This window comes from Hydrogenophaga sp. Root209, from assembly GCF_001428625.1.
In the GTDB taxonomy this organism is placed as follows: domain Bacteria; phylum Pseudomonadota; class Gammaproteobacteria; order Burkholderiales; family Burkholderiaceae_C; genus Hydrogenophaga.
The window spans coordinates 66,649-78,434 of sequence record NZ_LMIE01000022.1 but is presented as its reverse complement, the minus strand read 5'-3'; the positions used below and the strand labels follow the sequence as shown (position 1 = coordinate 78,434).

Below are 11,786 nucleotides of genomic sequence, written 5' to 3'. Positions count from 1 at the left end.
CTTCAGAAAGCAAGCCTGTCATGAGCCCCGCGTACGCATTCCCTTCGCCGACACCCCTGGGCTATTTCGCCGCCCTAGTGGGAGAAGAGGACGCGTTTCCGCTGTTTGAGGCGGCCGTGTCCATCGCGCAGGACGAGTACCCGGATCTGGACGTTCAACAGGTGCTGGGTGACGTGGACCAGATGCTCTCGCGCGTGCGCCGGCGCTGCAATGCCGACGCCGGCCCCTTGCAGCGGCTGCGCACGCTGAACCAGTTTTTCTTTCGCGACATGGGGTTCGGCGGCAACGTCAACAACTACTACGATCCCGACAACAGCTACCTCAACGCCGTGCTGCGCACGCGTCGCGGCATTCCGATCACGCTGGCCGTTTTGTGGCTGGAGCTGGCCACCGGTCTGGGTTTGAAGGCGCGGGGTGTCAACTTTCCGGGACACTTCATGGTGAAGGTCAACCTGCCCAACGGTCAGGTGGTGATCGACCCCTTCACTGGTCAGTCACTGAGCCGCGAAGACCTCTCGGAGCGGCTGGAGCCGTACAAGCGACGCAACGGCCTGGTGGACGACTTCGATGTGCCGGTGGGGCTGTATCTGCAGGCCGCCACGCCGCGCGACATCGTCGCCCGGCTGCTGCGCAACCTGAAGGAAATCCACCGCACGCAAGAAGACTGGCTGCGGCTCATCGCCGTGCAGGATCGTTTGCTCATCTTGTTGCCGGATGCGTGGTCCGAGTACCGCGATCGAGGCCTGGCGTGGGCCGAAATGGGCGATCTGCGGCTGGCGGTGAACGACCTGGAGATTTACGTCGAGCACTCCGAGGACACCATGGACCGCGAGGCCATCTCGCAGCGCGTGAAGGAGTTGCGCCGCGCGCTCAACTGAGTGCGTCCGCAGGGCCGTGTGACCTCATTTGTGTGACCTCATGTAAGGCCGGTTGACGCACCACGGGTGCGCTGTGACCATCGCCTACCCCACCGGGTTGCGGAAATGGACGCAGCACCGCATCGGCCTGCCGGGGCTGGGCAGCCCCATCAACCCAACGGACACGACCATGAAACAACTGATGCTGGTGGGAGCAACCGGACTGGTCGGAAGCCACGTGTTGCGCCAGGCGCTGGCCGATCCTTCCGTGGTCCGGGTGGTCGCTCCCACGCGCAAGTCACTGGTGCCGCACCCCAAACTGCTCAACCCGCTGGTGGACTTCGAGCGTTTGCCCGAGCAGGCCGGCTGGTGGGAGGTGGAGTCGGTCATCTGCACGCTGGGCACCACCATCGGCGTGGCGGGCTCCAAGGCAGCGTTCTACAAGGTTGACCACGACCACCCGCTGGAGGTGGCCAACCTCGCGCGGCGCCATGGCGCGCGCGCCTTCGCCTTCAACTCCGCACTGGGTGCCGATGCCGGCTCACGGGTGTTTTATTCGCGAACCAAGGGCGAGACCGAGCGCGACTTGCAGGCGGTGGGCTTTCCCTCACTGACCCTGGTGCGTCCCGGGTTGATCGGCGGTGATCGAGAGCAGCGCCGGCCGGCCGAACAGCTGGCCGTGACCTTGTCTCGGTGGGTGCAGCCGCTGCTGCGGCGGCGCTACCGTGTGGTGCCTGCCGAGCGCATCGCACACCATCTGCTGAAGGCCGCGCTGGGGGCCGCGCCCGGGGTGCACGTGTTGCCGTCGGAAGCAATTCTGTAGGGACTCAGGCGACCACCACGGCGGCGCCGGCCGAGCGCTCGGCGATGCGGCCGATCTCGAACACGGTTTCGCCCAGGCCGCGCAGCGTGGCCGCACAGCTGGCGGCCTGGTCGGCGGCGATCACCACCACCATGCCGATGCCGTTGTTGAAGGTGCGGTTCATTTCGACGTCGTCGATGCCCGCGGTCTTTTGCAGCCATGCAAACAGTTCCGTCTGCGGCCAGCTGCCCTTGACCAGGTGCGCCGCCGTGCCATCGGGCAGCACACGGGGGATGTTCTCCAGCAGGCCGCCACCGGTGATGTGGGCCAGTGCTTTGATGGGGTGAGCGGCCAGCGCCGCCAGCACGTTCTTCACGTAGAGCCGGGTGGGTTTCATGATGGCTTGCTTGAACGGCATGCCGTCCAGCGCGGCGGGCAGATCGGCGCCGGCGCGCTCGATGCACTTGCGCACCAGCGAGAAGCCGTTGGAATGCACGCCGTGCGAGGCCAGGCCCAGCACCACGTCGCCGGGCTTGACGCTCTGGCCGGTGAGGATCTTCGATTTTTCGACCGCACCCACGCAGAAGCCGGCCAGGTCGTATTCGCCGGCCGGGTACATGCCCGGCATCTCGGCGGTTTCACCACCGATCAAGGCGCAACCGCTGAGCTCGCAGCCTTTGGCGATGCCGCCCACCACGGCAGCGGCGGTGTCCACATCGAGCTTGCCGCAGGCGAAGTAGTCGAGGAAGAACAGCGGCTCGGCGCCTTGCACCAGCACGTCGTTCACGCTCATGCCCACCAGATCGATGCCCACGGTGTCGTGCATGTTCCATTCGAAAGCCAGCTTGAGCTTGGTGCCCACGCCGTCGGTGCCGCTCACCAGCACCGGCTCCTTGTAGCGCTTGGGCACCTCGAACAGCGCTCCAAAACCGCCAATGCCGGCCAGAACGCCCTCGCGCATGGTCTTTTTGGCCAGCGGCTTGATGCGTTCGACCAGCGCGTCGCCCGCGTCGATGTCAACGCCGGCGTCTTTGTACGAAAGGGGGGTGGTGGAAGAGGTCATGTGCGGGCTGGCCCGGCGGGAGGCGGGGCGGTCGGTGGAGCGGGACGCTGGGCGGGTGGGGGGCTTTCGGGTACCCTGAGAGTGGCCCGATAGAATTTGCTCCAGATTTTAAGGGGTCGCCCTCGCGGCCTCATCGACCCTCGCGCTCCATGCCACTGACTTCCAACCAGATCCGCGCCTTGCTCTGGGCCCTGATCGCTGTGGTGAGTGCTCTGCTGCTCTCCTTGCTGGCACCAGTGCTCATGCCATTCCTGCTGGCCGCCGTGCTCGCGTACGCGCTGCATCCGCTGGTGGAGCGGCTGCACAAGCGGCGCGTGCCGCGCTGGCTCGGCGCCGGTCTGGCCATCGCGCTGCTCATGCTGGTGCTGCTGGCTGTGCTCCTGCTCATCGTGCCGGTCATCACCAAGCAGGTGCCGCTGTTGCGCGAACAGGTGCCGCTGCTGCTGGACCGGCTCAACGATGCCCTGCTGCCACTGGCCACCCGCTTCGGCATCGACCTGCAGGTGGATGTGACCCAGGTGCGCGAATGGTTGCGCTCCTTGATCACCGGCAACGAAAGTGAGCTGATCAACGGCCTGCTTTCCTCCCTGCGCATCGGGGGCAGCGCGCTGGCGGCGGTGATCGGCAACCTGTTCCTCATGCCCATCGTGGCCTATTACCTGCTGCTGGACTGGACGAACCTGATCACACGCGCCAAAAACCTGATTCCACCCCGCTGGCGCGAGAGTGTGCAGAGCTTCCTGAACGAAACCGACGAGGTGCTGGGCCAGTACCTGCGCGGTCAGTTGCTGGTGATGGCGGTGCTCGCGGTGCTCTACACCGTGGCACTGACGCTCGTGGGGCTGGACCTCGCGCTGCCGATCGGCGTGTTCACCGGGCTGGCCGTGTTCGTGCCCTATCTGGGGTTTGGCCTGGGCCTGGTGATGGCGCTGTTCGCCGCCTTGCTGCAGTTCCAGACCGTGCTGGGTGTGGCGCTGGTGGGTGGCGTTTACCTGCTGGGCCAGGTGGTCGAGAGCCTCTACCTCACCCCCCGTCTGCTCGGTGAGCGCATCGGCCTGCACCCGATCGCCGTCATCTTCGCCCTGTTGGCCTTTGGTCACCTGTTCGGCTTTGTGGGGGTGTTGATCGCCTTGCCCGCCAGCGCCGTGCTGCTGGTGGCTATCCGGCGCGCCAAGCGCGGTTATCTGGCCAGTCAGATGTACCTGGGCGATGGGCCCCGCACCCCCAACGGGACCATCGAGTCATGAGCACAGGACCCATGAAACAGATGGCGCTGGACATTGGTCTTGCGCCCGTCCCCACACTGGCCAACTTCGTGCCCGCCGGCAACGAGGCCGCGCTGGAGCACCTCAAGCTGTGGACGCACAACCCGCTGCGCTCGCCCGTGCCCACGTTTGTGTGGGGCGAGAGCGGCAGCGGCAAGACACATCTGCTGCGAGCGGTGCGCGAAAGCCTGCGCGAGCAAGGCAGCCGCGTCGGCTGGATCGACGTTGACACGCTGGACCCGCCCGAGTTCGACGAGCACTGGGACGCGGTGTTGCTGGACGACTGCCATCTCTACACCGCCACGCAGCAGGCCGCGGCCTTCAACTGGTTCGTCAACGCGCAGAACCCGGCTCACGGCCCGGCGCGCTGGGTGCTGGCCGCGGCCAACTGCCCGCCAGCCGATCTTCACCTGCGCGAGGACCTGCGCACCCGCCTGGGCTGGGGCCATGTGTTCCAACTGCACGCGCTCGGAGAAACCGAGCGGCGTGGTGTGCTGCGCCGCGCCGCCGACGACCGCGGTGTCTTCCTCAGCGACGAGGTGATGGACTTCATGCTGCGCCGCTTTTCGCGCGATCTCTCCAGCCTCATGATGCTGCTGGACCAGCTCGACGCCTATGCGCTTCGCACCCAGCGTGCCATCACCATCCCGTTGATCAAATCCATGCTGGAAAACGAATGAGACTGGCACTGTTTGACCTCGACCACACCCTGATCCCGTTTGACTCCGATTACGCGTGGGGCGAGTTCACCGTGGCCCTGGGCTGGCGCGATGCCAACAGCTTCTCGCAGGCCAACGACGGTTTCTACGCCGACTACAAGGCGGGCACGCTGGACATCCACCGCTACGTGCGTTTTGCCATTGAAGCGGTGCGCGAACGCGGCCTGAAGACCGCGCGGGAGGCGCACGAACGCTTCATGGCCGAGGTGGTGCAGCCTGCGCTGAAAGACGCCGCACTGGAACTGGTGCGCTCGCACCAGGCCGCTGGCGACACGGTCGTGATCGTCACCGCGACCAACGAATTCGTGACACGCCCGATCGCACAGGCCTTCGGTGTGGAGGAGCTCATTGCCATCGATCTGGCCACCGACGAACGTGGCGAGCCCACGGGTGAGATTCGGGGCACGCCGTCGTTTCGCGAGGGCAAGGTCGCCCGTGTGGAACAATGGCTGGCGGCGCGCGGCCTGGAATGGGCTGGCGTGCAGCGCAGCACCTTCTACAGCGACTCCATGAACGACATGCCGCTGCTGGAAAAAGTGCATGAGCCCGTGGCCACCAATCCGGACGCCCGGCTCCAAGCCATTGCCCTGGAACGGGGTTGGCGCATATTGAACCTATTCGAATGATCAAGAAATTCATTGACAGGCTGCTCGGCAAATCGCCAGCGGCCCCCGCGCGCCGCGCGAACCCGTTCGGCAAGCGCGAAGACGTGCCGGTGTCCGTGCACGGCATCGACCCCAAGCTGGTGGACCAGCGAGCGCTGGACGTGGTGCACACCCTCAAACAGGCGGGTTTCGAGGCTTACATCGTGGGTGGCGCGGTGCGCGACCTGCTGCTGGGCCTGCGGCCGAAAGACTTCGACGTGGCCACCAGCGCCACGCCCGAGCAGGTCAAGGGCCTGTTTCGCCGCGCCTTCATCATCGGCCGGCGCTTTCGCATCGTGCACGTGATCTACGGCCGCGGCCGCGAACACGAAATGATCGAAGTCTCGACCTTCCGCGCCTACCTCGACAGTGCAGACGCCGAGCAGGTGGCCGGCAACGAGCGGACCAGCAAGGGTGAACTCGCCGGCATGAAACACGCGGTGGACGCCAGCGGCCGGGTGCTGCGTGACAACGTGTGGGGCCCCATCGAACACGACGCCGCGCGCCGCGACTTCAGCATCAACGCCATGTACTACGACCCCGAGTCGCAGACCGTGGTCGATTTCCACCACGGCATCCGCGACGCGAAGAAGAAGACGCTGCGCATGATCGGTGACGCCACCACGCGTTACCGCGAAGACCCGGTGCGCATCATCCGTGCCGTGCGTTTTGCCGCCAAGCTCAGCGGGCTCGGCTTCACGTTTGATGCCAAGACGCTGGAGCCACTGGCGTCGTCGCGCAAGCTGCTGCTGGACGTACCGCAAAGCCGCCTGTTCGATGAAATGCTCAAGCTGCTGCAGACCGGCCACGCGCTGGCCAGCGTGGCGCAGCTCAAGGCCGTCGGTCTGGACACCGGCATCTACCCGCTGCTCGACGTGGTGGTGCAACGCGCCGACGACGAATTCGTGAAACTCGCCTTGCAAGACACCGACCGGCGCGTGGGCGAGGGCAAACCCGTGGCGCCGAGTTTCCTGCTGGCCTGCGTGCTCTGGGCCGATGTGCGCAAGGGCTGGAGCCAGCGCCTGAACGCACGCCCGGGTCAGCGCCCGCCGCCGCCGTTCGCGGCCTTGCAGGATGCGGTCGACGAAGCCTTCGATGCGCGCATCGGCGATGTGTCGGGCCGCGGCAAGCTCGGCGCCGACATGCGCGAAATCTGGATGATGCAGCCGCGCTTCGACAAGCGCGTGGGCACCTCGCCCTTCAGCCTGGTGGACCAGGCGCGCTTTCGTGCCGGCTTCGATTTCCTGCGCCTGCGCGCGCAGGTGGGCGAGGTGGAAGAAGAGCTGGCCCACTGGTGGGAAACCTTCAGCATGGCCAGTGACGACATGCGCGAAGACATGGTGGACGCGCAGCGCCGAGACAACCTGGCCAAACCCGGTGCCGGCAAGGCGCGGCGCGTGAAGCGCAGCGACGACGACCACCCGGCCAATGCCGGCGCGTCGAGCGACGCACTCACGCCCGACCCGCGTTTCCGTGCGGTCAACGAGGGCGGTGACGACCGGGACGAGGAAGACACGGGTGAGTCCGATGACGGCGCCGAGTCGACCGCGTCCATCGACGGCTCGGCACCGGCCAAGAAGCGCCGCCGTCGCCGCCGCAAGCCAGGTGGCGCCGCCACCGGTGGCGAACCGGGGCCGGTCTGACCTCGTCGGCCGTGGACCGCCCTGATGTCACGGCCTTTGTCGCGCTGGGCGCCAACCTGGGCGATGCAGCCCAAGCCTTGCGTGATGCTGTGGCGGCTTTGGGCGACACGCAAGGCATCCGTGTCGTGCGTGCCTCCCGTCTGTACCGCACCGCACCGGTGCAGTCCACCGGGCCCGATTACATCAACGCCGTGGTCGAGGTCTCGACCACCCTGACCGCACCGGCCTTGCTCGACGCCCTGCAGGCCATCGAAGAACAGGCCGGCCGCGAACGTCCCTACCGCAACGCACCGCGCACGCTCGACCTCGATCTGTTGCTGTTTGGCGGCGCGCGCATCGATTCGCCGCGCTTGACCGTGCCGCACCCTCGCATGGGGCAGCGCGCCTTTGTGCTGGTTCCGCTGGCCGAGATCGCGCCGTTGCTGGTCAGCGCCGTCCAGTTGGACACAGTGGCTGACCAGGTGATCGAAGCACTCTAGGGCGCAAGCCGTTCGCGCAACCAGCCATCCTCGACTTGTGCGGTGTAGCGAAGCCGATCGTGCAGGCGGCTCTTGCGACCCTGCCAGAACTCCCACCGCTCGGGCTTGAGTCGGTAGCCGCCCCAATGCGGCGGGCGTGGCGGCTGCAGCAGGAACTGCGCGCCGTACTTCGCGGCGTTGGTCACGAGCACCGTGCGGCTGTCGATCACCTGACTTTGAGGACTGGCCCAGGCGCCGATGCGGCTGTCCAGCGGGCGGCTGTGGAAGTATTCGTCGCTCTCCGCATCACCGACCTTTTCCACCACCCCTTCGATGCGCACCACGCGCTCGAGCTCGACCCAGTGGAACTGCAGCGCGGCAAACGGGTTGCCCGCCAGCTCCCGGCCCTTGCGGCTCTGGTAGTTGGTGTACCAGACGATGCCGCGCTCGTCATAGCCTTTGATGAGCACCACGCGCGTGCTGGGCCGCAGGTCGGAGCCCACCGTGGCCAGGGTCATGGCGTTGGGCTCGGGCACCTCGCTGCTGATGGCTTCGTGCAGCCACTTGGAGAACTGCTGGAGGGGATCGGCGTGGGAGGCCGACTCGCTGAGTTCGGCCTTCTCATAGCTCTTGCGCAGGTCGGCGATGTTCATGGTTTCAGTATAGGAGTGGGCCGTCCGCCCGGGCTTGCGGCAGGTCAATGAGCCTCATTCGTCGACTAGCTGCAGCAGTTTTCCCAGAGCGCGGTCGTGGATGCCGTGGTGCAAGAGTCCATGGAAGGTCTGGCGCGCGTAGTCCAGCGTGGTGCCGTAGCGTCCGCAGGAGCGGCTGAAAATCTCCCGGTAGCGCTCCTCGCTCAGCGTGCCGGTGTGGCTGGGGCTGCGCCGCGAGAGCGTGAAAGCCAGCGCGTGCACCGGGCCTTGTTCGGTCTGACAGGCCAGCCATCTGGGGTCGTACACCGGGTTGGGCATTTCACGCGCCCACAGCAGCGGCATCAGGCTCTCCACCTCGTCGTGCGGCACACGCAGCGCCAAGCCGGTGCAACTGCCGCCGGGCAGGAGCGCAAACACCAGACCAGGGCATTCGACGGTGCCCCGGTTGACGCGGCTCCACATTTCCAGGCAGCGGTGGTGCCCGTGCACGCGCGCCAGGCGCTGCTCGGCCGCGGTGAACTCGGGGCGCCACACCAGCGAGGCGTAGGCAAACACCCAGAGGTCGGGGCGAGGCCCTTGGGAGCGCCACTGCGCCATCGTGTCGGCCATCATCTGCGCGCCGTTGCGCTGGGCGGGGTCCCAGGTGGTGGGGCGCACCGTGCGGGGTGGGGTGTGGGAGGGTGCCATTTACAATCCTGCAGCGCCCGAAGGGCCGTGCCGCTGTGACAGGTTGGCGCGCTGCGCCCGGGAGGTCGATGAACGTACAACCATTTTCACGGAGTGTTTCCCATGTCTTCCCAAGATAACGAAGTTGAGTATCGCGTGGTCGCGGTGTTGCTGGTGGCGGTGATTGTGCTGGTGACCGGCTTCGCCGTGGGCCTGGGTATCCACAAATCCCGTGGTGGCGCTGCGAAGACGGTGGCTGCGGCCCCTGCGGCCGCTGCACCCGCCGCGGTCGCGGCAGTGGCTTCGAGCGACGACGCCAGCGTGGTGGTGGAAAACGGCGTGGTGAAGTTTTACTTTGCTTCGGGCAAGGCCGATCTGGCATCTGGCGCTTTGGTGGCGCTGGGCGATGCAATCGCTGCTGCCAAGGCCGGCAAGCGGCTGGTGCTCTCGGGCTTTCACGACGCAACCGGCGACCCGGCATTCAACGCCGAACTGGCCAAAAAGCGTGCGCTGGCCGTGCGCGACGCGCTGGTGGGTGCGGGCGTGGCCGAGACCAGCATGGAGCTGAAGAAGCCCGAGCAGACCACCGGTACCGGCAACGACGCCGAAGCCCGCCGTGTGGAAGTGACGATTGCCGGTTGAGCCGGCAAGGATGCTCGCCGGCTAAGGCGAACCACCCTCCAGTCAGCCCGGTTCGCCGGGCTTTTTTTTGCCTGGCCTCAGCCTGTCGGGGTTTCGAACACGAGGCAGGTGGTGGTGGCGTGGGCGTAGAGTTTGCCGTCAGCGCCGACGATGCGGGCCTCGGCGGTGGCGAGTTGGCGGCCCGCGTGCAGCACGGTGCCGATGGCGCGCAGCGGGCCGCTCTTGAAGGAAGCCGCGCGCACGATGTTCACGCCGAGTTCGGCCGTGGTGTAGGCGCGGCCCACCGGCATGACGGTGTGCACCGCGCAACCCAGCGCCGAGTCGAGCAGGGTGGCGTACCAGCCGCCGTGCACCGAGCCCAGCGGGTTGTAGTGCTTGAGCTGGGGCTGGCCCTGGAAGACGGCGCGGCCTTCGTCAATTTCCACCAGCGAGAAGTCCAGCGTGTCGGCGATGTGCGGGTAAGGCAGCTTGCCGTCGAGCATGGCCTGCATCTGCTGCAGGCCGGTCAGGCCCGCGAAATCGGCCGGGTTGGCCAGGCCCACGCCGACACCGGCCTTCAGGCGTGCTACGACGGCTTCGTACTGTTGCGTCCACTGTGCCAGTGTTTCTTCCGGGGTCATTTCAACTCCATGTATTTGCGGGTACAAATATTGTAGATACAATCATTTCATGAATGCTGACACCCATGCGTCACTGCCCACTCCGGTGGGCTGCACCAACTTCAAGCTGCGCCAGTTCACGCGCCGCGTGACCCAGCACTACGACCAGCACCTGGCCGGCGCGGGGCTGAAGATCACGCAGTACTCGCTGCTCACGCACGTGGACCGCCTCGGGCCGCTCGCGCCCGGTGAATTGGCCCGGCGCATGGACATGGGCGCGTCCACGCTCACGCGCAACCTGCAGCCGATGATCGCGGCCGGCTGGCTGGCCATGGGCGAAGGTGCCGACGCGCGCAGCCGCACCGTGCACATCACCGACGCGGGGCGCGAGACGCGGCGCCAGGCGCAACGGCGCTGGAAGGCCGCCCAGGTGGCGCTCAACGACAAACTTGGCGCCGCCACGGTGGTGGCGCTGCACGACCTGCTGGACCAGGGTCTGGCCGCATTTCACGAGGAAGACACCCATGCCAGCTGAGAGCTCAACCGCCGCGCCCGCGCGCGCACCCTATGCGTGGTGGGTGGTGCTGCTGGCCGCGGCCGGCGCTTTCGCGCTTACCATGGGCACGCGCCAGACCATGGGCTTCTTCCTCTCGCCGCTGAACACCGCCACTGGCCTGGGCGTGGGCAGCATCAGCCTGGCCTTTGCCTTTGGCCAGCTCTGGTGGGGCCTTACGCAGCCTTTCGCGGGCGCCGTGGCCGACCGCATCGGCGCCGGGCGTGTGCTGCTCGCAGGTGTCTTGCTGGTGGCGCTGGGCACCTACATCACGCCGCTCATGACGAGCACCTGGGGCCTCATCCTGGCCATCGGCGTGCTCGCGGCCGGTGGTGCCGGCATGGCCGGACCTTCGGTGCTGATGGCGGCCACCGCGCGCCTGATCCCCGCCGAGCGGCGGGGCATGGCGACCGGCATCGTGAACGCGGGCGGCTCGTTCGGCCAGTTCGTCATGGCGCCGCTGGCCGCCGCGCTCACGCTCGGCCTGGGTTGAGCGGGCGCGATGCAGGCGCTGGCCTTGATCGTGCTGCTGGCGCTCCCGACGGCCTGGGTGCTGCGCGGCCCCGGCCCGGCGGCCAAAGCGGGTGCCGCGCCCGCGCCAGTCGCGCTGCCGGCGCGCGAAGCAATCCGCAAGGCCTTGAACACACCGAGCTATCTGCTGCTGTCGGCCGGCTTTTTCGTCTGCGGTTTTCATGTGGCGTTCCTCGCCACGCACCTGCCGGGCGTGGTCGCCGCGTGCGGCCTGCCGGCACCGGTGGGGGCGTGGGCCTTGGGTGTCATCGGCCTGTTCAACATCATCGGCAGCCTGGCCATGGGCTGGGCCGTGGGCCGCTGGCGCATGAAGTCGCTGCTCTCGCTGGTGTACGCCACGCGTGCGCTTGCGGTGCTCATCTTCCTGCTCGCGCCCAAGACCGAGGCCGTGATGCTCACGTTTGCGGCCGTGATGGGCCTGACCTTCCTCTCCACCGTGCCACCTACCGTGGGGCTGGTCGCCAAGTTCTTCGGCACTGGCAACATGGCCATGCTGTTCGGCCTGGTGATGCTGTCCCACCAGGTGGGTGGTTTCCTCGGCGCCTGGCTCGGTGGACAGGTGTTCGAGGCCACCGGCAGCTACGACTGGGTCTGGTACATCGACATCGTGCTGGCCGTGGGTGCGGCGCTGATCCACCTGCCGATCCGCGAAGCGGTGGTGGTGCGGCCCCAAGCAGCTTGAACCAGCGCG

The 11,786-nt window shown here is 67.0% G+C and carries 13 protein-coding genes and 1 pseudogene; 10 read left to right on the top strand and 4 right to left on the bottom strand.

Annotation, left to right across the window (positions count from 1 at the left end; translation table 11 throughout):
• Nucleotides 1-20: 20 nt before the first annotated feature.
• Complete coding sequence (locus ASE11_RS11925; protein WP_056271250.1) at nucleotides 21-878, top strand: SirB1 family protein; 858 nt, start codon at nucleotides 21-23, stop codon at nucleotides 876-878.
• A gap of 169 nt (nucleotides 879-1,047) precedes the next feature.
• On the top strand, nucleotides 1,048-1,680 hold the full coding sequence (locus ASE11_RS11920; protein WP_056272178.1) for an NAD-dependent dehydratase: 633 nt from the start codon (nucleotides 1,048-1,050) through the stop codon (nucleotides 1,678-1,680).
• 4 nt (nucleotides 1,681-1,684) lie between these two features.
• Here the strand turns inward: ASE11_RS11920 and purM are convergent, their stop codons facing one another.
• A complete protein-coding gene (gene purM, locus ASE11_RS11915) occupies nucleotides 1,685-2,722 on the bottom strand; it encodes a phosphoribosylformylglycinamidine cyclo-ligase (RefSeq protein WP_056271245.1) in 1,038 nt (345 codons plus the stop codon).
• A 149-nt stretch (nucleotides 2,723-2,871) separates the two neighbouring features.
• Here purM and ASE11_RS11910 point away from each other — a divergent pair, with 149 nt between their 5' ends.
• Genes ASE11_RS11910 through folK form a run of 5 tightly spaced genes read left to right on the top strand, consistent with a single transcriptional unit; the run spans nucleotide 2,872 to nucleotide 7,472 of the window.
• The gene (locus ASE11_RS11910; RefSeq protein WP_056271242.1) at nucleotides 2,872-3,969 is read left to right on the top strand and encodes an AI-2E family transporter; all 1,098 of its coding nucleotides are present in this window, start codon (nucleotides 2,872-2,874) and stop codon (nucleotides 3,967-3,969) included.
• 11 nt (nucleotides 3,970-3,980) lie between these two features.
• The gene (hda, locus tag ASE11_RS11905; RefSeq protein WP_056271239.1) at nucleotides 3,981-4,667 is read left to right on the top strand and encodes a DnaA regulatory inactivator Hda; all 687 of its coding nucleotides are present in this window, start codon (nucleotides 3,981-3,983) and stop codon (nucleotides 4,665-4,667) included.
• Nucleotides 4,664-5,332 (top strand): HAD family hydrolase, encoded by a 669-nt coding sequence (locus ASE11_RS11900; protein ID WP_056271235.1) that lies wholly within the window; start codon nucleotides 4,664-4,666, stop codon nucleotides 5,330-5,332. Before hda ends, ASE11_RS11900 begins: the two co-directional genes overlap by 4 nt.
• A complete protein-coding gene (pcnB, locus tag ASE11_RS11895) occupies nucleotides 5,329-6,993 on the top strand; it encodes a polynucleotide adenylyltransferase PcnB (RefSeq protein WP_056271232.1) in 1,665 nt (554 codons plus the stop codon). The genes ASE11_RS11900 and pcnB overlap by 4 nt, the downstream gene beginning before the upstream one ends.
• A gap of 11 nt (nucleotides 6,994-7,004) precedes the next feature.
• Complete coding sequence (gene folK, locus ASE11_RS11890; RefSeq protein ID WP_235501274.1) at nucleotides 7,005-7,472, top strand: 2-amino-4-hydroxy-6-hydroxymethyldihydropteridine diphosphokinase; 468 nt, start codon at nucleotides 7,005-7,007, stop codon at nucleotides 7,470-7,472.
• Here folK and pdxH read toward each other — a convergent pair.
• A complete protein-coding gene (gene pdxH, locus ASE11_RS11885; RefSeq protein WP_056271226.1) occupies nucleotides 7,469-8,104 on the bottom strand; it encodes a pyridoxamine 5'-phosphate oxidase in 636 nt (211 codons plus the stop codon). The two genes, folK and pdxH, sit on opposite strands and share 4 nt — an antisense overlap.
• A gap of 54 nt (nucleotides 8,105-8,158) precedes the next feature.
• A complete protein-coding gene (locus tag ASE11_RS11880) occupies nucleotides 8,159-8,791 on the bottom strand; it encodes a gamma-glutamylcyclotransferase (protein ID WP_235501273.1) in 633 nt (210 codons plus the stop codon).
• A 102-nt stretch (nucleotides 8,792-8,893) separates the two neighbouring features.
• On the opposite strand from ASE11_RS11880, the gene ASE11_RS11875 reads away from it, so the two are divergent.
• On the top strand, nucleotides 8,894-9,412 hold the full coding sequence (locus tag ASE11_RS11875; protein WP_056271223.1) for an OmpA family protein: 519 nt from the start codon (nucleotides 8,894-8,896) through the stop codon (nucleotides 9,410-9,412).
• 77 nt (nucleotides 9,413-9,489) lie between these two features.
• On the opposite strand, the gene ASE11_RS11870 is transcribed toward ASE11_RS11875, so the two are convergent.
• A complete protein-coding gene (locus tag ASE11_RS11870; RefSeq protein ID WP_056271220.1) occupies nucleotides 9,490-10,032 on the bottom strand; it encodes a PaaI family thioesterase in 543 nt (180 codons plus the stop codon).
• A gap of 49 nt (nucleotides 10,033-10,081) precedes the next feature.
• Between ASE11_RS11870 and ASE11_RS11865 the strand changes: the two genes are divergently transcribed.
• The gene (locus ASE11_RS11865; RefSeq protein ID WP_056271217.1) at nucleotides 10,082-10,546 is read left to right on the top strand and encodes a MarR family winged helix-turn-helix transcriptional regulator; all 465 of its coding nucleotides are present in this window, start codon (nucleotides 10,082-10,084) and stop codon (nucleotides 10,544-10,546) included.
• Nucleotides 10,536-11,777, top strand: a pseudogene (locus ASE11_RS11860) (MFS transporter). The gene ASE11_RS11865 and the pseudogene ASE11_RS11860 overlap by 11 nt, the downstream one beginning before the upstream one ends.
• The last annotated feature ends 9 nt before the right edge of the window (nucleotides 11,778-11,786 follow it).

Excerpts from the sequence above, each read along its gene's own strand:
- ASE11_RS11880 (WP_235501273.1), bottom strand. The coding sequence starts at position 8,791 with ATGGCACCCTCCCACACCCCACCCCGCACGGTGCGCCCCACCACCTGG.
- hda (WP_056271239.1), top strand. The coding sequence starts at position 3,981 with ATGAAACAGATGGCGCTGGACATTGGTCTTGCGCCCGTCCCCACACTG.
- ASE11_RS11900 (WP_056271235.1), top strand. The coding sequence starts at position 4,664 with ATGAGACTGGCACTGTTTGACCTCGACCACACCCTGATCCCGTTTGAC.
- ASE11_RS11875 (WP_056271223.1), top strand. The coding sequence starts at position 8,894 with ATGTCTTCCCAAGATAACGAAGTTGAGTATCGCGTGGTCGCGGTGTTG.
- ASE11_RS11925 (WP_056271250.1), top strand. The coding sequence starts at position 21 with ATGAGCCCCGCGTACGCATTCCCTTCGCCGACACCCCTGGGCTATTTC.
- purM (WP_056271245.1), bottom strand. The coding sequence starts at position 2,722 with ATGACCTCTTCCACCACCCCCCTTTCGTACAAAGACGCCGGCGTTGAC.
- ASE11_RS11920 (WP_056272178.1), top strand. The coding sequence starts at position 1,048 with ATGAAACAACTGATGCTGGTGGGAGCAACCGGACTGGTCGGAAGCCAC.
- pdxH (WP_056271226.1), bottom strand. The coding sequence starts at position 8,104 with ATGAACATCGCCGACCTGCGCAAGAGCTATGAGAAGGCCGAACTCAGC.
- ASE11_RS11870 (WP_056271220.1), bottom strand. The coding sequence starts at position 10,032 with ATGACCCCGGAAGAAACACTGGCACAGTGGACGCAACAGTACGAAGCC.
- ASE11_RS11910 (WP_056271242.1), top strand. The coding sequence starts at position 2,872 with ATGCCACTGACTTCCAACCAGATCCGCGCCTTGCTCTGGGCCCTGATC.
- ASE11_RS11865 (WP_056271217.1), top strand. The coding sequence starts at position 10,082 with ATGAATGCTGACACCCATGCGTCACTGCCCACTCCGGTGGGCTGCACC.
- pcnB (WP_056271232.1), top strand. The coding sequence starts at position 5,329 with ATGATCAAGAAATTCATTGACAGGCTGCTCGGCAAATCGCCAGCGGCC.